Source organism: Acinetobacter sp. GW821-FHT01C12, assembly GCF_059422625.1.
This window is the reverse complement of record NZ_JBWKXD010000007.1, coordinates 142,812-165,332: the sequence shown is the minus strand read 5'-3', so window position 1 is coordinate 165,332 and position 22,521 is coordinate 142,812. Positions and strand designations below refer to the sequence as shown.

General features: G+C 39.6%; 28 protein-coding genes. 12 read left to right on the top strand and 16 right to left on the bottom strand.

All coding sequences use genetic code 11. The annotated features are described in order from the left end of the window. The first annotated feature begins 7 nt into the window (after positions 1-7). The gene (tsaC, locus tag AC07WY_RS15945) at positions 8-577 is read left to right on the top strand and encodes an L-threonylcarbamoyladenylate synthase type 1 TsaC (RefSeq protein ID WP_096735350.1); all 570 of its coding nucleotides are present in this window, start codon (positions 8-10) and stop codon (positions 575-577) included. A 630-nt stretch (positions 578-1,207) separates the two neighbouring features. Here the strand turns inward: tsaC and AC07WY_RS15940 are convergent. Both AC07WY_RS15940 and AC07WY_RS15935 read right to left on the bottom strand, forming a co-directional pair. Continuing rightward, positions 1,208-2,101, bottom strand: coding sequence for a DMT family transporter (locus AC07WY_RS15940; RefSeq protein WP_004823721.1), 894 nt, complete (start codon positions 2,099-2,101; stop codon positions 1,208-1,210). 142 nt (positions 2,102-2,243) lie between these two features. Next, the gene (locus tag AC07WY_RS15935; RefSeq protein ID WP_494736695.1) at positions 2,244-2,888 is read right to left on the bottom strand and encodes a TetR/AcrR family transcriptional regulator; all 645 of its coding nucleotides are present in this window, start codon (positions 2,886-2,888) and stop codon (positions 2,244-2,246) included. A gap of 149 nt (positions 2,889-3,037) precedes the next feature. On the opposite strand from AC07WY_RS15935, the gene AC07WY_RS15930 reads away from it, so the two are divergent. The 5 genes from AC07WY_RS15930 (at position 3,038) to AC07WY_RS15910 (ending at position 7,344) form a co-directional block, all read left to right on the top strand. Further along, the gene (locus AC07WY_RS15930; protein WP_494736704.1) at positions 3,038-4,276 is read left to right on the top strand and encodes an MFS transporter; all 1,239 of its coding nucleotides are present in this window, start codon (positions 3,038-3,040) and stop codon (positions 4,274-4,276) included. Positions 4,277-4,288: 12 nt separating this feature from the next. Beyond that, entirely contained in the window at positions 4,289-5,035 is a 747-nt protein-coding gene (locus tag AC07WY_RS15925) for a helix-turn-helix domain-containing protein (RefSeq protein WP_494736694.1), read from the top strand. 188 nt (positions 5,036-5,223) lie between these two features. Continuing rightward, positions 5,224-5,748 (top strand): PM1805 family lipoprotein, encoded by a 525-nt coding sequence (locus AC07WY_RS15920; RefSeq protein WP_494736693.1) that lies wholly within the window; start codon positions 5,224-5,226, stop codon positions 5,746-5,748. 155 nt (positions 5,749-5,903) lie between these two features. Next, complete coding sequence (locus AC07WY_RS15915; protein WP_004723411.1) at positions 5,904-6,449, top strand: glutathione peroxidase; 546 nt, start codon at positions 5,904-5,906, stop codon at positions 6,447-6,449. A gap of 280 nt (positions 6,450-6,729) precedes the next feature. After that, complete coding sequence (locus AC07WY_RS15910; protein WP_151956318.1) at positions 6,730-7,344, top strand: PM1805 family lipoprotein; 615 nt, start codon at positions 6,730-6,732, stop codon at positions 7,342-7,344. 21 nt (positions 7,345-7,365) lie between these two features. Here AC07WY_RS15910 and AC07WY_RS15905 read toward each other — a convergent pair whose 3' ends face one another. Next, positions 7,366-7,830 carry a hypothetical protein gene (locus AC07WY_RS15905; protein ID WP_154129794.1) on the bottom strand — a complete coding sequence of 155 codons (465 nt, stop codon included), beginning with the start codon at positions 7,828-7,830 and terminating at the stop codon, positions 7,366-7,368. Between the two features lie 95 nt (positions 7,831-7,925). Here AC07WY_RS15905 and AC07WY_RS15900 point away from each other — a divergent pair, with 95 nt between their 5' ends. Further along, on the top strand, positions 7,926-8,369 hold the full coding sequence (locus AC07WY_RS15900) for an AAA family ATPase (RefSeq protein WP_494736692.1): 444 nt from the start codon (positions 7,926-7,928) through the stop codon (positions 8,367-8,369). Between the two features lie 5 nt (positions 8,370-8,374). On the opposite strand, the gene AC07WY_RS15895 is transcribed toward AC07WY_RS15900, so the two are convergent. Continuing rightward, entirely contained in the window at positions 8,375-8,674 is a 300-nt protein-coding gene (locus AC07WY_RS15895; protein ID WP_494736691.1) for a hypothetical protein, read from the bottom strand. A gap of 96 nt (positions 8,675-8,770) precedes the next feature. On the opposite strand from AC07WY_RS15895, the gene AC07WY_RS15890 reads away from it, so the two are divergent. After that, the gene (locus AC07WY_RS15890; RefSeq protein WP_494736690.1) at positions 8,771-9,544 is read left to right on the top strand and encodes a tRNA(His) guanylyltransferase Thg1 family protein; all 774 of its coding nucleotides are present in this window, start codon (positions 8,771-8,773) and stop codon (positions 9,542-9,544) included. A gap of 99 nt (positions 9,545-9,643) precedes the next feature. Here the strand turns inward: AC07WY_RS15890 and AC07WY_RS15885 are convergent, their stop codons facing one another. The 10 genes from AC07WY_RS15885 to AC07WY_RS15840 all read right to left on the bottom strand — a co-directional run bounded on the left by AC07WY_RS15885 (position 9,644) and on the right by AC07WY_RS15840 (position 17,853). After that, positions 9,644-10,063, bottom strand: coding sequence for a F0F1 ATP synthase subunit epsilon (locus tag AC07WY_RS15885; RefSeq protein ID WP_004823705.1), 420 nt, complete (start codon positions 10,061-10,063; stop codon positions 9,644-9,646). Between the two features lie 27 nt (positions 10,064-10,090). Then, a complete protein-coding gene (atpD, locus tag AC07WY_RS15880; protein WP_004723420.1) occupies positions 10,091-11,485 on the bottom strand; it encodes a F0F1 ATP synthase subunit beta in 1,395 nt (464 codons plus the stop codon). A 26-nt stretch (positions 11,486-11,511) separates the two neighbouring features. Continuing rightward, complete coding sequence (gene atpG / locus AC07WY_RS15875; RefSeq protein WP_004723421.1) at positions 11,512-12,381, bottom strand: F0F1 ATP synthase subunit gamma; 870 nt, start codon at positions 12,379-12,381, stop codon at positions 11,512-11,514. Positions 12,382-12,469: 88 nt separating this feature from the next. Further along, a complete protein-coding gene (atpA, locus tag AC07WY_RS15870) occupies positions 12,470-14,014 on the bottom strand; it encodes a F0F1 ATP synthase subunit alpha (protein ID WP_004723422.1) in 1,545 nt (514 codons plus the stop codon). A gap of 60 nt (positions 14,015-14,074) precedes the next feature. Then, positions 14,075-14,611 (bottom strand): F0F1 ATP synthase subunit delta, encoded by a 537-nt coding sequence (locus AC07WY_RS15865; RefSeq protein WP_004823704.1) that lies wholly within the window; start codon positions 14,609-14,611, stop codon positions 14,075-14,077. Between the two features lie 11 nt (positions 14,612-14,622). Then, on the bottom strand, positions 14,623-15,093 hold the full coding sequence (locus tag AC07WY_RS15860; RefSeq protein WP_004723424.1) for a F0F1 ATP synthase subunit B: 471 nt from the start codon (positions 15,091-15,093) through the stop codon (positions 14,623-14,625). Positions 15,094-15,132: 39 nt separating this feature from the next. Then, positions 15,133-15,378, bottom strand: a complete 246-nt coding sequence (gene atpE, locus AC07WY_RS15855) for a F0F1 ATP synthase subunit C (protein ID WP_000424060.1) — start codon at positions 15,376-15,378, stop codon at positions 15,133-15,135. An 83-nt stretch (positions 15,379-15,461) separates the two neighbouring features. Continuing rightward, positions 15,462-16,337, bottom strand: a complete 876-nt coding sequence (atpB, locus tag AC07WY_RS15850; RefSeq protein WP_004723427.1) for a F0F1 ATP synthase subunit A — start codon at positions 16,335-16,337, stop codon at positions 15,462-15,464. A gap of 103 nt (positions 16,338-16,440) precedes the next feature. Further along, on the bottom strand, positions 16,441-16,839 hold the full coding sequence (locus tag AC07WY_RS15845; protein ID WP_004723429.1) for an ATP synthase subunit I: 399 nt from the start codon (positions 16,837-16,839) through the stop codon (positions 16,441-16,443). Between the two features lie 171 nt (positions 16,840-17,010). Next, on the bottom strand, positions 17,011-17,853 hold the full coding sequence (locus tag AC07WY_RS15840; RefSeq protein WP_151802219.1) for a metal ABC transporter substrate-binding protein: 843 nt from the start codon (positions 17,851-17,853) through the stop codon (positions 17,011-17,013). 138 nt (positions 17,854-17,991) lie between these two features. On the opposite strand from AC07WY_RS15840, the gene AC07WY_RS15835 reads away from it, so the two are divergent. Genes AC07WY_RS15835 through znuB form a run of 3 tightly spaced genes read left to right on the top strand, consistent with a single transcriptional unit; the run spans position 17,992 to position 20,066 of the window. Next, positions 17,992-18,489 carry a transcriptional repressor gene (locus AC07WY_RS15835; RefSeq protein ID WP_004723431.1) on the top strand — a complete coding sequence of 166 codons (498 nt, stop codon included), beginning with the start codon at positions 17,992-17,994 and terminating at the stop codon, positions 18,487-18,489. Then, on the top strand, positions 18,462-19,262 hold the full coding sequence (znuC, locus tag AC07WY_RS15830) for a zinc ABC transporter ATP-binding protein ZnuC (protein WP_004723434.1): 801 nt from the start codon (positions 18,462-18,464) through the stop codon (positions 19,260-19,262). The genes AC07WY_RS15835 and znuC overlap by 28 nt, the downstream gene beginning before the upstream one ends. A gap of 3 nt (positions 19,263-19,265) precedes the next feature. Further along, positions 19,266-20,066: a zinc ABC transporter permease subunit ZnuB gene (gene znuB, locus AC07WY_RS15825; RefSeq protein ID WP_494736689.1), complete on the top strand. Its 801-nt coding sequence runs from the start codon at positions 19,266-19,268 to the stop codon at positions 20,064-20,066. A gap of 33 nt (positions 20,067-20,099) precedes the next feature. Here the strand turns inward: znuB and AC07WY_RS15820 are convergent, their stop codons facing one another. Beyond that, positions 20,100-20,720: a LysE family translocator gene (locus AC07WY_RS15820; protein ID WP_494736688.1), complete on the bottom strand. Its 621-nt coding sequence runs from the start codon at positions 20,718-20,720 to the stop codon at positions 20,100-20,102. Between the two features lie 72 nt (positions 20,721-20,792). Then, entirely contained in the window at positions 20,793-21,413 is a 621-nt protein-coding gene (locus tag AC07WY_RS15815; protein ID WP_004823696.1) for a LysE family transporter, read from the bottom strand. A 162-nt stretch (positions 21,414-21,575) separates the two neighbouring features. Here AC07WY_RS15815 and AC07WY_RS15810 point away from each other — a divergent pair, with 162 nt between their 5' ends. Further along, complete coding sequence (locus AC07WY_RS15810) at positions 21,576-22,496, top strand: Dyp-type peroxidase (RefSeq protein WP_494736687.1); 921 nt, start codon at positions 21,576-21,578, stop codon at positions 22,494-22,496. The last annotated feature ends 25 nt before the right edge of the window (positions 22,497-22,521 follow it).

The window sequence follows — 22,521 nt, the reverse complement described above, 5'->3', positions numbered from 1 at the left end:
AACATAGATGATTACAACCTCAGTTGCTGAAGCTGCACAAATTCTTCAACAAGGTAAAGTCTTGGCTTATCCAACAGAGGCAGTATGGGGTTTAGGCTGCGATCCGTTCAATGAACAAGCTTTTTTAGAAATTTTAAGGCTTAAACAACGCCCTATAGAGAAAGGCGTGATTTTATTGGCAGGACAGCTCTCACAAGTTGAGCATCTATTAACTGAAATTGACCCTATTATTCGTGAACAAATCATTCAATCATGGACGCAACGCTCTAGAACAGAACGGGCAACAACTTGGCTACTTCCAGCTGATGATAAAATTCCACAATGGATTAAAGGCCAGCATGCTCAGGTCGCGGTTCGTGTAACCAACCACCCTTTGTGCATTGCCTTATGTAATGCCTTTAATGGTTTTATTGTGTCGACCAGTGCAAATTCGGCAGGTTTAGAACCAGCAAGATCTTTACAACAAGCCAGTCAATATTTTGGTTCTGAATTGAATTATTTAAATGGTGATCTTGGTTTAAGTCGCGAACCAAGCAAAATCATTGACGCATCTACAGCACAAGTGATTCGGGCTTAAACACATTAAAATATTCACTCAATCATAAGTTCAGGGCCTGTTGGAATTTCATAAATGGCTTGCGTTGTAGGTTAAAATTGAGCATGAGACCTATACGTCGTAAAGCAGGAAACGAAGAGAATAGCGAGACTATTTTCGAGTTTCATAACGTAGGCTGAGATAATTTTAGCCACAACCCCGAGCAAGAACAAAGCATTGCTTTGTTTGCAGCGCAGTAGACAAATTGCCAACAGACCCTCAATGTTACCAATAAAAAGGCAAAAAAAAACTCAGCCACATATAGGGTTGGCTGAGTATAAAAAAGGATGCGTTAAACACATCCAGAGGGTATGAAAAATTCAGTGTAGAACAATTTAATTAAGAAATTCTTAATTCGCTACGATGAAAATATTATCCTATAAATTTTTTTTGAATACAAATATATTCTTCTGAGCAAGATCTGTTCATTTGACTGAATTGCAAATAACTGGAATTTCAATAATAAAACTAAGTGTTTAAATTTGTTTTACTATTTGCATTTTTAACAGGTAAATCACTAATTCAAAAACAAATTTTGCTCAGATTTAATACTTTAAAAGGGTAAAAAATAAGTTTTTAAATGAACATTTTTCACCCAAAATACTTTGAATTTTAACTCAATAATGTACTTTTTTTGACACTAAGTGACTTTTTTTGTGCCAATGCAATTCCCACTAAAATGACAATACCACCAATCGTATGCGACATCGTCCAAGCCTCATGCAGCCAGAAGTAGGCAATGATTGCAGTAAATACTGGCATTAAATTCATAAAAATGCTGGTTCGATTTGGACCTAGATATTGTACAGCCATCATCCACAATAAAGGCGCAACAAGAGAAGGTAATATACCCGCATATAAAACGCTGGCGACATTGCCTTGGTTAATCGCATCAATGCCATAATAAAGCACAAATGGTAAATGGTAGACCAAGGTCAGTGCAATTTGCACATAGAGACTCAGCAGTAATGGAACTTTCAATTGCCATTTTTTTAGAAAGACCCCATAAAAAGCATAAAAGAACACGGCCAAGACCATGATCAAATCACCAGAGTGCCCTGCCAATTGAGTCAAGTTGCTAAAATCCCCTCGGCCAATCACATACAGTAAACCAAGAAAAGATAAGATACTACCAACAACAGCGAAGCGATTGGGAATTTCACGTAAAATAAGAATCGAAACAAAAATGGTGAATACTGGGATAAAGGCGTTGATAATGCCCATATTGGTTGCTGTGGTGTAATGCGCTGCGCTATAGGCCAAGCCTTGATACAAGAACATACCAAAAGCACTCAGCACCACAAATTGCATAAAATGTTGTTTAACCAAATGACGTTGCTTCCACACTTGGGGCAACATAAATGGAGTCAAAATAATAAATGCCACTAACCAGCGATAAAAGCTAATACTGACAGGTGAAATATAATCCGAAACATAACGTGTAACTGCAATATTCATTGACCAAATCAATACTGCAATGATCGGTAAACTGATTGCCCACCACATGGGTTTTGAATTGCTATACATAAGATTGACTGTCGAATAGGATCTGGAAATGATTATCGATGAAGTCGGAATAAATTTAAATATGGCATTTCAGACATCTATAGGGCTTTTCAGACAAATGCTATTTTATGCGTTTTTAAACTTAGAATAATTCCCAAGTTTTGATTGCCAAAGTCACCACACTTTGTAACTGTTCAGCACTAACCCCATCACGGGCTTGCATGGTTAAACCTTGGATCACCGTTGAATAATAATCTGTCATCGCTTGAATATTGGCGTGTGGGTTTAAGTCACCTTCTTTGACACCCTGTTGCAAACGTTGGTAGATATTTTCTTTGACTTGTTGTCTTTTCAGCAAGAGATCATACTGAATCGGTGCATGTTCTTGTGAACAATTCATGGTTGCGGTCACCAACATACAACCTGTCGGTTTATTCTGTTGAACCAGTTTTTTGAGGTTTTCATACAAATAAATTTCAATGGCGATTTTTGCTGTTTTGGCTTGTTGAAAAATAACTCCCAAAGGACATGCTTCATGCTTTAGGTAGTATTCCAAACAGGCATGAAACAACTGTGATTTATCACCAAAACTACTGTAGATACTGGGTGCAGTAAGATTTAAGGCTTTGGTCAAATCGCTCATCGATGTGGATTCATAGCCATATTCCCAGAACAACAACATGGCTTTTTGTAGCGCTTGTTGTTCATCAAAACATTTAGGACGACCACGCCCACGCTTAGGTGCTTGTTTTTCAGCGACTAAAGCATGTTTTTCAGAATCAGCCATAACTTTCACATATATTTTTATAACGAACATTATTAAATTAATTGACAACACAAAATTAATCAAATATTTTATTTTTATAACGATCGTTAATGAATTAAAAAATACCTCCATATGCTTTCGCTTTACAGCAGGAATATATCTTCATGAATATGATGCAATCAGAAGTTTCAGAACCACAGTCCTCTGAGATTCCCCCCAGTAGCCAAGGGAGCTGGTTGGCGCTATTAACCGTTGCAATTACTGCTTTTGCTTTGGTCACCAGTGAGTTTCTCCCAATTGGTGTCCTCAACGACATTTCCAGTGATTTGCATGTATCTGTTGGTACAGCGGGTTTGATGATCACTCTCCCAGGGATCATGGCCGCCATAGCAGCACCACTCCTTCCCGTTCTAGTCAAAAATTTAGATCGACGTTACTTACTCCTAGCCCTGTCTGCAACGATGGTGTTTGCCAATGCCATCACTGCAATTGCATCAACTTTTGAAATTTTATTGCTGAGCCGTTTTATTCTTGGATTTGCAATTGGTGGATTCTGGGCGACTGCGATTGCCTTAAGTGGCCGTTTAGCACCAAGCCATTTACCTATTGCGAAAGCAACAGCAACTGTCATGGCTGGGGTAACTTTAGCCACTGTTCTTGGTGTACCGATTGGGACATGGCTAAGTGATGCATATGGCTGGCGAACATCATTTGGAATTACCTCCGCCATCGGCTTCGTTGTTTTACTGTTGGGGATTAAATTTATCCCAAGTTTAAAACCAGAATCTGCCATTCATTTTAAAGACTTACCTGCATTGCTAAGAATCAGTAAAGCCAGACAAGGTTTGATTATTATTTTGTTGATTGGTTTAGCTCATTTTTCATCATATAGCTATCTAACACCTTTCTTTAAAAATTCAGCAGGCTTTGACAGTGCTACCATCAGTTCGCTACTGCTATTATTTGGTATCGCTGGTATCTTTGGTAATGCTTTTGCTGGTTATAGCGGTAATTTGAATGTGCGTTATACCTTTGCATTCGTTGCCATCTGTTTTGCGGTTGTATTTTTTGGCTTTCCTCTATTTGCCATTCATCCATCAGGCGCCTTTATTCTTACAGCGCTTTGGGGCTTTTCATTTGGCGCATTTCCAACCACTGCCAATATTTGGATGTTTTTACACGCCCCTCAAGCTGTAGAAAAAGGCATGCCGTTATTTGTTGGTTTCTTCCAAGTGATGATTGCAACAGGTGCATTAATCGGTGGCTATGTTGTTGACCATTTTAATGCCAACATTTTATTGTATAGTGTACTGAGTTTTATCCTTTTGGCCTTTATTTCAATCTTCACGCTGAGTCGTGGATTAAATAACCCCAAAGCTGAAAATACTGCCATTCAATGTGAGAGTTAAGTCTTTTCAACTATGTATTCAGCGCTGATTTCTGTAGAAGAATTTTTCTACCAAAAGCATGATGTAGTGACACCCCATTCAAATTTATGGGGTGATTTTAATTTGAGTTTAAATGGGACTTTAGAACTCAATGTAGCAGAACAAACCTATCTGTCTCCACCAAGTTATGGTTTGTGGATTCCGCCGCAAACCGAACATTGTTGTACAGCTGTGGATGATCAACTGACGCATTACATCTGTATCCGTATTCATCCTCAGCTTTGTCAAAGCTTATCCCAAAGCACAAAGACTTTAAGTATTCGCCCTTTTTTACGTCATACCATTGAAGAAGTTTTAGAGCAGCAGAAACAAGGGATTCCATCATCTCCCTATTATCAACACTTATTAGAACTGTTGGTCGATCAAATCCAAAATAGTGTGTGCTATGAGCATTATTTACCGCAAACCAACCATCCCATACTCAAGCCTATTCTTGAGCATTTGTCGGATACAACACGCTTTCCCCAAAGTCTTCAAGAAATACTCGATACTTTCCAAATTACTGAACGGCACGCTCTTAGACTGAGCCAAGAGCACCTTAAACTTTCGCTGTCTGAATGGCGTAATCGCGCCAAGATTATTTATGCAATTTCATTGATCCAACAAGGCATCTCAATTAAAAAAATTAGCTTAGATCTCGGCTATCAACACACGTCCAGCTTCATTGAGTTTTTTAAACGTTACACCCATCAAACCCCAGCACAAATGCGAAATCTTTAAGATTAGGACATTTTTCAAACAATCTATTTCCACTTTATTGATAAGTTTATATACAAAAATACTATAGAAAATTGCCTTAAAATTGTGCATTTTGCATCTTATGCTCTAGATTAAGCATATAACTTTTTGAATTTGTATATATTACCGTCAAATTCATAAGAATTTTAAATAATGAAGGGTTCGAATAAATGAAAAAATTACTACTAGCTACACTATGTGCTTCAGCGTTTGCTTTAACTGCATGTGATAAAAAACCAGCTGATTCAGCTTCAGGAACTGAGAGCAAACCTGCTGCAGCTGCGGTTTCTTTAAGTACCAACAATACTGCTGATATCAAAAGCGATTTAACTGTACTTCAAACAATGTCTACAGCGAAAGCTAAAGAAGCATTGAACTTCCAAACAGAAGTGATGCAAGCTGCACAAAAGGGTGATAAAGATGCACTGAAAGGTGTTGTCGATAAAATGAAAACTTATGTGGACGGTTTCAACAAAGATCTTGATGGTTTAGCGCTTAAAAGTACTGAAGTTGCATCTGTACGTGACAAAATGAAAGAGTCAAATAACCTAGGCGTTGAAATGTCTGAAGCTGGTTTAGCGACTTCACCAGATCCACAAAAAATCATGGAACTACAAAAGAAAGGTACTGAGTTACAACAAAGCCTGTTAACTGAAATGCAAGCACTTCAAGCCAAAGCAAACGCTGCACCATAATCGATTAAATTTGATGCAGTTTTTAAAAGCAGATCCTATGATCTGCTTTTTTTATTACACTTATATACAAATGTAACTTGCTGAAATCTTGGAATATCGCTAAAACATTAGACATATTTCTAATCACTGTCTTTTGATTTTTAAGGATACCCCCTATGAGCAATTCCGTTTATGACATTCCAGTCAATACCATCAAAGGTGAAGCGACAACCTTGAATCAATATCAAGGTAAAGTTCTTTTAATCGTTAACGTTGCATCTAAATGTGGCCTTACTCCACAATATGAAGGTTTAGAAAAACTATATACTGAAAAGAAAGACCAAGGTTTAGAAATCCTCGGCTTTCCTGCAAATAACTTTCTAGCGCAAGAGCCTGGAACAAATGATGAAATCGAGCAATTTTGTTCTTTAACTTACAATGTCGACTTCCCACTTTTTGCTAAAATTTCAGTTGCAGGTGATGATAAGCATCCACTTTATGACAGCTTAATTCATGCAATCCCTGAACGTATTGGTGAAGGTCCTTGGTGGAAAGACTTAGTCGATTATGGCTTAACACCAAACCCAAAACCTGAAGTCCTTTGGAACTTTGAAAAATTCTTAATCGGTAAAAATGGCGAAATCGTGGCACGTTTTGCACCAGATATCACTGCTGATGATCCACGAATTACATCTGCGATTGAAGCTGAATTAGCAAAATAAATCGAGCATTAAAAGCTCTATGCTTTAAATAAATTTTTATATTTTGCAGTTTTGATCGAAAATTTTATATTTTCGATCAAAACTGCCTCTAGCTTTATTCACAATTTAAAATTTCGACAACCGTCAATAGCGTGCTAAAAATACATTCTTTTTTGCTTTTGTTTGAGTAGAAATGAATCTCTAAAGTTACAGACTGTATGTCCTTTGCAACAATCCTCAATCTCTACACTTTTGCAAATTATAGTCAATCCATAACCGATTAAATTACTTTTGGACAACGATGAAAAAGCTTTTACAAGGTGCGGTTTTGCCTTTTGTTATTTTTATTTCTGGCATGTTACTGCTAGGCTGTAATCAAGCCGCTGAACAATCACGTCAACAAGATGACGCTCAAGCGATTGAAACTGCACAAATGAGTGAGAATACATCCGACTCAAATAATAATAATCAATCAACAGCAAAAAGTACTGAAGATTTAAAACAAGGCAATATGTTTTATATCGCACGTGATGTTGCCAACGTACAGCTGAAAACTGGTGACTATGTTGAAAAATTACAGCAAAGCCAATCTAATTTACAACAAGCGATACAATCACAAAATCAAGCTGAGCTACAACAATCTGTTAAAACATTGACTCGTGAACTACAAGGCTTTAACACAGCATTGATTTCATTAGATTTAAAAAGCCAAGAGATTGATGGTATCCGCCAACAAGTGCTACAAGCCAATAAGCAAGTGCTTAACTCAGCACTGTTAAATGGTGATTTAGACATTTCAAAAGTTGATTTTAAGAAAATCGAACAACAAATGAATACCATCCAACTAGATATGCTTAAACTGGCAGGCATGATGATTCCTGGATCAAATACAGAGCAAGCCACTGAACAGAGTTAATTAGATTTGAACAGATCAGCCTTAGCTTGGCTTTGCGACATTACATGATGGATCTTGTCCTAGCGCGCGTTTAGCATCTAACTTAAAACGAGCTTGAGCAGACTTATAACTTGCGGGTAAAAATAGCGTTAAACGGGTTTTATTCTTTCCAATGGATTCCACCAAGGTTTTTGATAAATACGCCCCACCCTCTGTACGGGTAAACAAGGTTCCCATTTCTAAATCTCGTTCTAGTCGATTGTCGGTAAAGACAAAATCTTTTTCGCCAGTAAACGCAACACATTGCCCATAGGCCATTTTCAAATTTTTAAATGCGACAACATAATCGATATCTAATTCTGTTTCTAAACCATTTCCCACTGAATTTGCCACCAAACTTGCTTCAGTGGGTGCATTTGGTGTAGTGACAAATTGACTTTGACATGCTGAAACAGCACTCAGTAGAAGTATTGAAAATAAATACCGACATTGCACTAATTTTTTCATTTTAAGTTTATTGGTTTTCTACAACAATGAATAGATTGTAGCAAAGTTCATGAACATGATTTAATAGCAGATTAAGCGTATTTTTGTAGTGTTTCATGCAACTGATTTTATTCACAGGCGTACAAGCTTCGGGTAAATCTACTTTTTATCAACAGTATTTTTACCATACACATCTACGTATCAATCTCGATATGCTAAAAACACGCCATCGTGAAAAGATACTGTTTGAAGCAGCTATAGCCTCTAAAACCAAAATCGTGATAGATAACACAAACATGAGCAAAGCCGATCGAGCCCGTTATATTCAACTTGCCAAAACTGCTGGCTTCGAGATCATTTCATATTATTTTGAAACGGATCTAGACAGCACTTTACAGCGTAATGCACAACGTGAGGGTAAAGCCAATATTGCTGAAAAAGGCGTTAAAGCCACCTTTTATAAATTAGAAGTCCCGAATCGTTCAGAAGGTTTTGATTCGCTGTTTAAAGTAAACATGATAGAAAATAATGACTTTTCAATTACGGTCATAACTGAATAAAAAATTTAATCTTGAGCCAACCGCCATGTTTTAAATGCGGTTTGCATCTGTTGTTGTATTTCTCTAGGTACTTTACGAGCTGCTAAATTGGAAAAATCTCCACGATAGGTTTCAGCCACAATTGAACTTGCCAAATCTTCGATCGCAATTCGACCTTTGTTGTGATACGCCTGAATTTCTACTTCGGTTAAATAAATATCCCAACATGAAACAACAGAACTCATATCTACGGCTATACTAAGATAGTAGTCATCTTGCGTTTGATAAAGTTCCCAAAAGTGCGCTTGCTGTTCGATGAGGTGCATTGTCTTATATATCTCCTTTTTTATTGTTTAGATTATGCTAAAACTAGTCAGTGATGAAATATAACTTTAGCATGAGAATAACGAAGAAGTTTAACCATGAGATTTGATGATCTAGATACACGATTACGTGTTTATGAAACAGCTTATGATTTCTGTGTACCACCAGAACAATATATCGTTGTGCGTTTGGATGGACGTGGCTTTACCAAACTCACCAAAGATATTTGGAAATTTGAAGCGCCCTTTGATCTGCGTTTTAGGGACTTGATGGTCGAAACAACAACTCACTTAATGCAATGTGGCTTTAATATTATTTATGGCTATACACAAAGCGATGAAATCTCCTTACTGTTTCATTTAAAAGATGACAGCTTTAATCGTAAAACACGAAAAATCATTTCTATTTTAGCCGCAGAAGCCAGTGCAAAGTTCAGTGTGTTACATGGTGAGATGGCAACTTTTGATGCTCGAATTTGTATACTGCCCAATGCAAAAACTGTTGAAGATTATTTTCGTTGGCGTCATGAAGATGCTCATCGCAACGCACTCAATGCACATTGCTATTGGATGTTGCGCAAGGAAGGAGAAAATGTAAAAAATGCAACCAACCAAATAAAAGGATTATCTCGCCAAGAGAAGCATGATTTACTCTTTAGCCGTGACATTAACTTCAATGAATTGCCATCATGGCAAAAGCGTGGCACAGGTTTATATTGGAAAGATATTGAAAAAATTGGTTTTAATCCAAAAACTAAACAGTCGACAGTATCAACTCGTCGACACATTTTTAAAGACTATGAATTACCTTTGGGGGATGATTATAGTCAATTTATACAAACACAATTTTTATTGGACACTCCCCAAGCATAAGTTTCTAGCATGTTGAACCAATATAAATTTGAACCATCCATAAATTAATTGCATAAAAAAACCACCCTCGCGGGTGGTTTTTCAATCTCAAACTGCGTCTTATAGCGCGCGGTTTTTGATTTTGCGGATGGTTTCCAACTGAGCAGCAGTTTCTGCAAGAGCAGCCAAAGCAGCAGCAGAGTCCAAATCGCTTTTTTGATTTGCGAGCAATTGTTCAGCATTTTTACGTGCTTCAAGAATTGCAGCTTCATCTAAGTTGTCAGCACGAACAGCAGTATCTGCAAGCACAGTAACAACATGCGGTTGAACTTCTAGAACACCACCAGATACATAGATTAACTCTTCTGTACCGTTTTCAAGCAGAACGCGAATTGCGCCCGGCTTGAGCAAAGTGACTAACGGAGCGTGACCAGGCATGATACCCAATTCACCGCCAGCACCTTTTGCGATAAGCATTGTCACAGTGCCTGAGTACAAAGACTCTTTAACACTTACAACATCACATTGCATAGTCGACATGTGAATCTCCTAAATTAGAGTTGCTAATTAAAGCTTCTCGGCTTTAGCGATCACTTCGTCAATACCACCAACCATATAGAACGCTTGTTCTGGGATGTGATCGTATTCACCAGCTAGAAGACCTTTAAAGCCACGAATTGTTTCTTTAAGTGGTACAAGTTTACCAGGAGCACCAGTAAACACTTCAGCTACGTGGAACGGTTGAGAGAAGAAACGTTGGATTTTACGCGCACGGTAAACAATCAACTTATCTTCTTCTGCTAACTCGTCCATACCCAAGATTGCGATGATGTCTTTAAGCTCTTTATAACGTTGCAATACGTTCTGTACAGAACGTGCAATTTCATAATGCTCAGCACCAACAACAAGTGGATCTAACTGACGTGAAGTAGAGTCAAGTGGATCGATCGCTGGGTAAATACCAGAAGATGCGATGTCACGGCTCAATACTACAGTTGCATCTAAGTGAGCAAATGTAGTTGCAGGCGATGGATCTGTTAAGTCATCGGCAGGTACATATACCGCTTGGATAGATGTAATCGAACCAGACTTAGTCGATGTAATACGTTCTTGAAGAACACCCATCTCTTCTGCAAGCGTCGGTTGGTAACCTACTGCAGATGGCATACGACCTAAAAGAGCAGATACTTCAGTACCAGCCAATGTGTAACGGTAAATGTTGTCAACGAACAACAATACGTCACGGCCTTTACCGTTTTCATCTTTCTCATCACGGAAGTATTCAGCCATGGTCAAACCAGTTAACGCTACGCGTAAACGGTTACCCGGTGGCTCATTCATCTGACCGTAGACCATTGCTACTTTGTCAAGAACGTTAGAATCTTTCATCTCGTGGTAGAAGTCATTACCTTCACGAGTACGCTCACCAACACCAGCAAACACAGATAAACCTGAGTGAGCTTTCGCGATGTTGTTGATCAATTCCATCATGTTTACAGTTTTACCAACACCGGCACCACCGAATAAACCAACTTTACCACCTTTAGCAAACGGGCAAAGTAAGTCAATGACTTTAATACCAGTTTCTAAAAGGTCAGTAGAAGCAGCTTGTTCAGCATAAGAAGGTGCTTGACGGTGAATCGGCAAACGCGCTTCAGTCGCAACTGGACCAGCTTCGTCGATTGGGCGACCAAGAACGTCCATGATACGACCTAAACATGCAGTACCTACAGGTACAGAAATAGGTGCACCAGTATTAGATACGTTTAGACCACGTTTAAGACCTTCTGTAGATCCCATTGCGATGGTACGAACTACACCATCACCAAGTTGTTGCTGAACTTCTAAAGTAGTTTCAGTACCGTCAACTTGGAGAGCGTCATAGATCTTAGGAACGCTATTGCGTTCAAACTCGACGTCGATAACCGCGCCGATGATCTGAATGATACGACCGCTACTCATTGCTGTCTCCTCAATTCAAAATAATGTTAAACGGCAGCGGCACCACCAACGATCTCAGAAATTTCCTGAGTAATCGCGGCTTGACGCAGCTTGTTATAAATGAGTTGTAGGCTCTTGATAAGATCACCTGCGTTGTCAGTTGCAGCTTTCATTGCAACCATACGAGCAGACTGCTCACATGCGATGTTTTCAATCACACCTTGATAAACCATAGACTCAATGTAACGAACCAATAAACCATTTAAAAGCTCTTCAGCTTCTGGTTCATATAGATAATCCCAACCATATTGGCGGTTAAGATCCTCGTCCGTATCAGCCGCAGCTAATGGAACAAGTTGTTCGATTTTTTGGTTTTGAGTCATGGCATTGACAAAGCCGTTTGACACAAGATAAATACGATCTAACTCGCCTTTATCAAATGCATCTAACATCACCTGTACAGAACCAGTTAACTGTTCAAGACTTGGAGCATCACCTACTTGCGTAGTTGCGCCAAGTACTTTACCGCCGTAGTTTTTAAAAAACGAAACCGCTTTTTGACCAATTAAAGCAAATTGAACTTCAATTGACTGCTCTTGTTGCTGTTGTACGTGTTTTACCACTTTTTTGAACAAGTTAATGTTCAAACCACCAGCAAGACCACGATCTGAAGAAACAATGATATAGCCAACGCGTTTTACAGGGCGTTCAACCATATAGCGATGTTTGTATTCAGGATTCGCTTGGACCAAATGAGCAATTACACGGTGCATATTTTCGGCATACGGACGGCCCTGAGCCATGCGCTCTTGCGCACGACGCATCTTAGAAGCTGCTACCATTTGCATCGCGCGAGTAATCTTTTGCGTGCTTTTGATACTAGCTACTTTGGCGCGAATTTCTTTTAAATTTGCCATACGCTTAACCTAGTATTCGAAAGCCCTTTCGAGCTTCCGAAGGTTGATCCGTGAACCAAACCATAACTAACAACAACATACATTGAAATTAGTAAGTTTGAGTCGCTTTAAAGCTTTCAATACCTGCTTTGATTGCAGCTTCGATGTCTTTGTCGTAGTTACCAGTTTCATCGATGTTTTGCATTAACGCAGCATGTTCTGAACGGAAGTAAGAAATTAACGCAGTATCAAAGTCTACGATTTTCTTCACTTCAACGTCAGCCATGTAGCCTTCGTTAGATGCATAAATTGAAACAGCTTGGTCAGCAATTGAATATGGAGCATATTGTTTTTGCTTCATTAATTCAGTTACACGTTGACCATGTTCAAGTTGCTTACGAGTTGCTTCATCAAGGTCAGAAGCGAACTGAGCAAATGCTGCCAATTCACGGTATTGCGCCAAAGCAGTACGGATACCACCAGACAATTTTTTGATGATCTTCGTTTGAGCAGAACCACCAACACGCGATACAGAAATACCCGCGTTCACAGCAGGACGAATACCTGCGTTGAATAATGATGTTTCTAAGAAGATCTGACCATCAGTAATCGAAATTACGTTTGTCGGTACGAATGCAGATACGTCACCCGCTTGAGTTTCAATAATTGGCAATGCAGTTAATGAACCAGTTTGGCCTTTAACTTCACCATTAGTGAATTTCTCAACATAGTCAGCAGATACACGAGAAGCACGTTCAAGTAGACGTGAATGAAGATAGAACACGTCACCTGGGTAAGCTTCACGACCTGGTGGACGACGAAGAAGCAATGAAATTTGACGGTAAGCAACAGCTTGTTTAGACAAGTCATCATAAATGATAAGTGCGTCTTCACCGCGGTCACGGAAGTACTCGCCCATTGTACAACCAGCATATGGAGCAAGATACTGCATTGCTGCAGGATCAGCTGCAGCAGCTGCTACAACAGTTGTGTACGCCATAGCGCCAGTTTCTTCAAGCTTACGTACTACGTTTGCAATTGTTGATTGTTTTTGACCAATCGCAACGTATACACACTTAATGCCTGATTGTTTTTGAGCAATGATCGCATCGATCGCCATTGCTGTTTTACCAGTTTGACGGTCACCGATGATCAACTCACGCTGACCACGACCAACAGGGATCATTGTATCTACTGATTTATAACCAGTTTGTACAGGTTGATCCACTGATTGACGCCAAATTACACCTGGTGCTACTTTTTCAACAGCATCAGTAAGTTTTGCATCAATAGGGCCTTTACCATCAATCGGGTTACCCAAAGCATCTACTACACGGCCTAAAAGTTCTGGACCAACCGGAACTTCTAATACACGACCTGTGCAACGAGCTTTTTGACCTTCTTGAAGGCTTAAGTAGTTACCTAAGACAACGGCACCCACTGAATCCTGTTCTAGGTTCAGTGCCATACCAAATAAGCCGCCGTCGAATTCGATCATTTCACCGTACATTGCATCAGCAAGGCCGTGAATACGCACAATACCGTCGGAAACCATAACAATGGTCCCTTCGTTCTTAGCGGTCGCGCTGGTGTCCAGATCGCCGATACGCTGTTTAATGAGCGCACTGATCTCGGATGGATTCAGTTGTTGCATTGCGCTATACCTCAATCTTTTTAAAGTTCAGTCTTCTTTAGACGTAGTTATTTTTAACAATTACGCTAGAAGACGAGTCCGCATTTTTTCAAGCTTGCTAAGCGCAGAATCATCTATCACTTGGTCGCCTGCACGAATAACAACACCAGCAATCAATGCTGGATTTACTTCAACTGTAACTTTCACAGCGCTGTTCAAGCGTTTTTCTAACGCATGAGCCAACTTCTGTTCTTGTACTGAATCCAATGGAAAAGCGGATTCAATCACAACATCTACAGTGTTGTTATTTTGCGATTTGAGTTGCTCAAATTCTGTGTCAATTTCAGGTAACAATGCTAAACGGCCATTGTCTGCAAGAAGTGTCAAAAAGTTTGACACAGCCGCAGTTTGTTCATTACCTAAAACTTTCGCAAAAAGATCAACCTGCTCTGCAGGTGTCAACTCAGGGCGATTTAAATAAGCGGAGAATGCTTCATCTTGCACCGCAGCACTGAGCAGTTGTAATGCATTTGACCAAGCGTCAGTTGCATTTTGCTCAGATGCATAAGCAAATGCTGCTTTAGCGTATGGGCGTGCCAACGTCAAGAATTCAGCCATATTCGCCTCTCTTAAAGTTTAGCAGCCAGCTGATTCAGCATGGCATTATGAGCTTCTGCGTCAACTTGTTGGTTCAGAATTTTCTCTGCACCAGCAACTGCAAGAGCAGCAACTTGTTGACGTAATTCTTCACGAGCAGAATTGATGTCTTGGTCAACAGCATCTTTCGCTTGTTGACGAATACGCTCACCTTCAGCAGATGCTTGAGTACGCGCTTCTTCGACCAATTGTGCCGCACGACGGTTCGCTTGTTCGATCAATTGAGCCGCTTGTGCTTTCGCCGCATCAATTTCTTGCTTAACTTGTGCTTGTGCATCAGCAAGATCAGCTTTCGCTTTCTCTGCAGCATTTAAGCCATCAGCGATTTTACGCTGACGCTCACTAATCGCATTGATTAGTGGTGGCCATACAAACTTCATGCAGAATGCGACAAATATCGCAAATGCAATCGCTTGGCCAAACAATGTGAGGTTGATATTCATTGCAAATTCCTCAAATAGTGAATTTCGGAATTAAGCTGATTAACCTACAAATGGATTAGCGAAGATGAAGAACAAGCCAATACCAACACCGATCATAGGCACAGCATCAAGAAGACCTGCGATTAAGAACATACGAGTTTGAAGTTGTGGAGCCAATTCTGGTTGACGAGCAACAGCTTCAAGGAAACGGCCGCCTAAAAGACCAAAACCAATCGCAGTACCTAAAGCACCAAAAGCGATCAAGATAGCAGATGCAATTGCAACTAGACCTAAAGTGAGTTCCATGATAATTCCTCAGAGGTTAGGTTTATACCAAATTAAAGTAAAAAAATTATACCTAACCACCGGATGACAGTTAGGCAATACCATTAATGTTTTTCGCTTGCCATGCTCAAGTATACGATTGTTAGCATCATGAAAATGAAGGCTTGCAATGTAATAACAAGAATGTGGAAGATAGCCCAAGGCACAGACAACGCCCACTGGATCCAGAAAGGTAACAACGCGATAAGAATGAAGATTAACTCACCCGCATACATGTTACCGAATAATCGGAGTGCCAATGAAATTGGACGTGCAAGGAATGTTACTAATTCTAGAATTAAGTTCACTGGAATCAATAACGCTTTTGCAACTGGGTTACTTGGATTAAATGGGTTAAGTGCCAATTCACCAACGAAACCGCCGATGCCTTTTTCACGAATACTATAGAACAAGATCAACGCAAATACAGACAAAGACATACCAAGGGTAATGTTAGGGTCTGTAGATGGAACAACCTTGAAGTAAACGTGGTGAGGGTCCATACCAAATACGTTTGCACCAATCAATTGAGCTGTATACGGAATCCAGTCAACAGGAATTAAGTCCATCGCATTCATGAGGAAAATCCACACGAAAATGGTCAAGGCTAAAGGCGCAATTAAACGTGATTTACCATGAAACGTATCACGAACACTTGAGTCAACAAACTCGATAATCATTTCGATTGCAGACTGGAACTTGGTAGGAACACCAGAGTTTGCAGCTTTCGCTACGCACCAGAATATCAAACAGAAAATCACACCAAGGCCAATTGACCAACCCATTGAATCCAAGTGGATAGCAGTGAACCCCATCTGTTGAGCTTCTGCACCACTTTCAGCCAATTTCCAAGTACCATCTGGCATTTTGCCATAGGTCATATTGGTCAAGTGATGCTTGATATACTCGGTCGAAGTCAGGGCATGTTCTTCAGCAGCCATAAATCACACCTGGTCAATGTCAAATAATAAATAGAGTTAACGAATATCGCGTGCTGCATGATATCTCGTTAATCCCCAAAAAAATTTTCAATTTCTGCTGCGCTTATACTCGTTTTTGTTGTCGTGCTACCCAAAAAGGTGCAATCCACGACATCGCTTGAACGAGAATAAAACCACAAAACAATGCCACCGGAGATAACGGTTTGACATTGCATAAAATTAAAATGAAACCAACGATCACAATTGCAAATTTGCCCATTAAGCCTCTATACATGTTCGAAAGAACCTGTTTTGAAGCACGCGCCCCTGCTGCTCGAAACGACTGCCAAGAAAAATAACAACTGGCAAGCCAACATATCAGTGCACCTAACGCTGCACTCAGAGCCGCAGTCGAGTCTTTCAAGACCCACGCTACCAAGGCTGAAACAGGAATCATAAACGCTTGCAAATAGACCAAAGCTTTTGCTAATCGTCGGTCAATCAAGCGACTAGTTTGGCTCATTTTTTATCCACTCACAGCATAAATGCTTGACAAGTTTAGCTGATGATCGTTTTTAATCGCAGGCATTATAGAGTTACACCCCTGAACATGCAATCTTTTCCCGACCTTAGTCGTGTTTTTTTCGATATACAGGTTGCTTTGCATATGAACAATTGTTGATTAATTTTTGCATCATTTCCGTGCATTAAGTACGCAAGCTTGTGTTTGTTGAGCCAAAGTCTGCCATGCAACCACAAAATCTTGTTGTTTAGCCAAAGTTTCGTCTACCGCTTGAAATGAAATTTCACCCAATTTTCGGTACTGACTTGGGCTTGCGCTACCTTCTGCCAGCAAGCACATTTTTTTGTAAGGTCTCGTGTCATTTAAAAACTTGATTTGAGTCACAGTCGGCGCAACATGCGGATCATCTGTCATCGCACCTGCAAATTTTAAGTTTAATGAACGCTCTAAATATTGGTAAGCATCATGATAAGCCCAGTATGGACGTGCGCTACCTGCACTGATACTTTTCTGTGAAACGCGCAGCATTTCACTGGCAAACTTCTTCGCATTATTCCAATATGCTGCTTTATTTTCTGGATGTTGTTGTGAACGTAAGGCTGCAATAAAGAAACCGATACGTACAGCATTATTTGGATCTAACCACACATGTGTATCAATCGTATCTTTCAGTGCAACACCTTTTGGACTTCTTAAAGGAAGTGCTTGGATAATGCCTGAATTGAGTATTGAAATCGCCTTTGGATTGTCACCTAAAACCTTTTCCAAAGGCGCTTCATGTTCTTTTCCCAGCCAAATCACCAATGAAGCGTCCATAATCGTTTTGCGATTATCTGGTGTAAGTTGCACATCATGCCCCGTTTGATTTCCCAAAAGTAAAACAGGCTCTTCTATGCCTTCTGTTATTTCTTTTGCAATCAAATAAATAGGATGAGTTGACACCACTAAAGGCGCTTGAGCCCAAGTGACACTAATAAATAATGCACATAAGCAAAAGGCGATAATGCGATTCATGGGAGTGTATTACCAAAAAAAATTTATGTTATAGTATAACAGAAGTTAAAAAATACCTACGCCATTCGTAAGTTGATAGAGCTTCATGTTAATATTTGCGATTCTCTTCCATTCAAATAACAAGTTTTGAGGTCTGATATGAGCTTATGTTCACACGAGCAGCATGATACTTTGCATGGTGTACACGATCATCTCAATGTAGAAGCTCGTTTATCAGAAGCAGAAAGCCTTTGTGCAACCTCAGGTGCCCGTCTTACCCCTTTGCGTAAAGAAGTACTTGAATTAATTTTGAATGCCTCAGGTCCTGTAGGTGCTTATGATCTTTTAGCCAAGATGAAAGGTGCTGCAGAACGTCCAGCTGCACCACCTACTGTGTATAGAACCTTAGATTTTCTCTTAGAAAAAGGTTTTATTCATCGTTTAACCTCTATTAATGCTTATATCCCTTGTTGTCACCCACGTGAAGGACATCAAGCCGCATTTTTAATTTGCACTGAATGTCATACAGTGAAAGAAGCTTCAGCAAAAGGTTTGATTCAAGAATTAAACCACTTAGCCGCGTCAGATCACTTCAATGCACATCACAGTATTATTGAGATTTCAGGAATATGTCAGCAGTGCTCGAACAAAGCGTAAACTCCCCTCTCGTTCAACTGCAACAAATTAATGTCCGAATTGATGATCGTGACATTCTAAAAAATATAGATTTTTCATTACAAGAAAAAGAAATTGTCACGCTTATTGGTCCCAATGGCGCAGGCAAATCAACCCTGATCAAAGTATTATTGGGTATTTTAAAACCCAATGCGGGCAAAATTATCAGCTCAAAAAAAATTAAACTGGCGTATGTACCACAAAAATTTAATCCCTCTCATAGTCTGCCTTTAAGAGTAAAAGATCTACTGGATCTTGAGAAATGTGATAAGGCTATTAAAGCTGAAATCATTCGAGATACAGGCATTGCCAAATTAGAGTACGCCAAAGTACAACAACTTTCAGGTGGTGAACGTCAGCGGGTTTTATTGGCGCGTGCTTTATTACGCCAACCCGATATTTTAGTTTTAGATGAACCTATGCAAGGTTTAGATATCCAATCTGAAGCTGAACTGTATGAATATGTGCGTAGCCTGCCACAACGTTATGGTTGCGCCATTTTAATTGTGTCTCATGATTTACAATGGGTAATGCAAGGCACTCAACGAGTTGTCTGTTTAAATAAGCACATTTGCTGTAGTGGTTTACCTGACAGTATTCAGCAGCATCCAGAGTATCAAGCTTTGTTTGGTGATACTTTTGGAAAATACCACGCTTTTTACCAACACCATCATGACCATTGTGCACATGGTGACTCCGCCAAAACTTGTGAACATGGCCCACATCCACACATTCACCCAGAACCGGAAGCTTAAACCATGATGGAATGGTTAGAATTACTGTTACCTGCATGGATTATGGGAACACTTTTAGTGTTTCTAACAGCTCCGCTAGGTTGTTTGATGCTATGGCGCAGAATGTCGTTCTTTGCTGACACGATGGCACATGGTACCTTGCTGGGTGTCGCTTTAGCTGCTGTTTTGAGTTTACCGCTTTGGGTCGGTGTTACCTTTACTGCGATCCTCTTGGTGGCTGTACTTTGGGTTTTACATGACCCGCGTTTACCCAACGACGCCTTACTTGCATTATGTGCTGCGACCTTACTTTGTTCTGGTCTATTGTTACTTCAACATTTACCCGCTTTACGTCCTGAATTATTAAGTTATTTATTTGGTGATTTATTAACAATTGAGTGGTCAGACCTACCGATTTTTGCAACTGTGATTATTGTTGCTTTAGCTGTCCTCTACCGTTACTGGCAAGCACAAATTCAAATTGCGATTGATCCAGATATTGCGGTAAGTGAAGGCGTAAACGCCAAATGGCAGCGCTTAATTTTTATGTTGTTATTGGCTTTATTCACCGTACTCGCTTTACGTGCCGTTGGTTCGTTATTGATGGGTGCGTTATTGGTTATTCCAGCACTGGCTTCGCGTCTTATTTCGCACTCACCGAAACAAATGGTGATGGGGGCGTTTGTAATTGCTCAAATTGGTGTGACTGTGGGGTTATGGTCAAGTGCAGCCCTGAACATCTCTACAGGGCTAAGCATCGTATTAACCATGTCTTTGCTGTTTGCTGTGATTTTCTGTGTAATGAAAGTAAAAAAGATGGCTTGATGGATCAATTCCATCTTTAGCCGCACTCAATATTTAAACTATGCTTTTTAACGAAACATATAACCCATATACAGCAATGACAATCAAAATTAATCCGCAAAGCCCTAATATTTTTGGATAAATTTGACTTTTAGAAAGCTTATTAAACGACAGATAGACCAAAGATAGCGTGAGAAAATCTAAAATAATCCATGTCACAACTAAGATAACCAGACTGGTATTTATATCAGCATGAATATGTATAAACTGCGGAAAAAATGATGAAAAGAAAATGATATCTTTAGGATTTGAGATACCCACTAAAAAGCCTTTGCTGAGACCACCATCCACAGGCGACAACATCGTATTGAGTTGATGCTCCTGCTGCGATAATACTTCTTTTAGAATTCCATAACCTAGATAGGCAATATAAAGACATCCTAAAACTTTAATGATCAAGAAAAGTGTTTCATTGACACTAAACATGCCTTTTAAAATTAAAATAGAGGCTGTGATAAGTACCAAAGAAGCCAAATTTGTCCCAACAATAGTCAGTAAAGACTGTCGGTAGCCGCCTTTTAAACCTGCACTTGCAACCAAGATCATGACTGGACCAGGCGTTGCAATCATGATAATCACACTAATGGCATACAAATAAAATTCTAAATAATTCAAAGTAACCTCGAAACAATGGCTTATTTATATGGTCAAATCTCTAACGAATAACGCACTTAATCGCCTAAGTTTTTATTGATGAACCAGACTTAATAAGCCAGCGGCACAACTAAACAATACAGCAAAGGTACGGTTCATATATTTTTGTTGTTTTGGTGATTTTAATAGTCTTAACACTTTGGCTGCCAATCCCGTATAACCAGCCATGACTATCAAGTCAATCGTGATCATGGTCACTGCCATAATCACATATTGAATCCATTGTGGTTTAGACAAGTCTAGAAATTGTGGCAAAACAGCAAGTAAAAAGACGATAGCTTTTGGATTACTGATATTGACAATAAAGCCATATAAGATCAGCTTGGGAATAGATTTTGTCGGTTGCTCAGTTGGGATATCTATCGACTGTGTTTTCGTCGTCCATTGTATGTAGGCTAAATACAGTAAATATAAAACCCCAAACCATTTCACCACGAAAAATGCCAGCGGTGTGGTTGCAAACAATACCCCAACCCCTGCTGCGACAATCGCAATTTGAACCAACAAGGCCAGTTGTAAACCGATTGCATTCCAATAACCACGGCGAAAACCATAATTTAGACCGCTCGACATAGACGCGATCGCACCCGCACCAGGTGAAATACTGATCACCCAGCACGCCAACATATAGGCAAACCAGACTTGATACGACATAACAAAAGGATAGAAAACTTTTAACACGCTATTATAGCGGTTTTAAAACCATACATTTCGATTAATTTAATTGGTAAAAAATATAAGACTTTACTATTCAGCTGTTGCTTGATCATGCACAATAAGGGGATTGATAAATAAAAATTGAGGAGCCATCACCATATGACAGCCCAATCTGTAATTCTACCTTTACCTTCTAATCATGCTCGTTTCATTATTTTAAATTTAAAAAATCTGTCTATTGATGGCTTAAAAGAACAACTCAATGCGTTGTTAAGTACACGTGATCGCCTAATCACTCAACATCCTGAAGCCGAAATTAAAACCTCAATCGCTTTTGGTCCTGAACTTTGGACAAAACTTTATCATACAACTCCTGAAGGGTTTAAGCAGTTAGAACCGATTCAAGGTGCATTTAAGATGCCAGTGGTTCCTGCTGATGTACTCATTCATATTGCGTCTGCACGTACAGATATTTGCTTTGCGCTTAGCCAATCCTTTTTTGATGGTATCCAAAATCAAGTTGAGGTTCTGGATGAACGGGTGTGCTTCCGTTACCTCGACGGTCGTGACCTGACTGGTTTTATTGATGGTACTGAAAATCCTCAATTCCCTGATGATCGTGCTGAGACTGCGTTATTAGGTGAAGATTCAGGTATTTTTGAAGATGGATCTTTTATTTTTGCACAACGTTATGTACATGAACTTGAAAAGTGGAAACGTTTAAAAGTTGATGCACAGGAAAATGTGATTGGTCGTTCTAAATTAGAAAGTATAGAGATGGACGATGAACACAAACCTGAAAATGCCCATATTGCTCGTGTTGTCATTGAAGATAATGAAGGCGAAGAATTAGAAATCCTACGCCACTCTCTTCCTTATGGCGATGGTCAAGGCGAGCAAGGCTTATTTTTTATTGCCTATACCAAAGACTTAACCCGTATTGATCGTATGCTAGTCAATATGTTTGGTACTCAAGGCGATGGGATTCATGACCGTTTGCTGCACTTTGTAACACCTATGGATGGTGCTTATTTCTTTGCACCAAATGAAGAAGTGTTGGAAGATATTTTGGAAGGGTGAAATATTTAAGGAATAGCCAAATCCG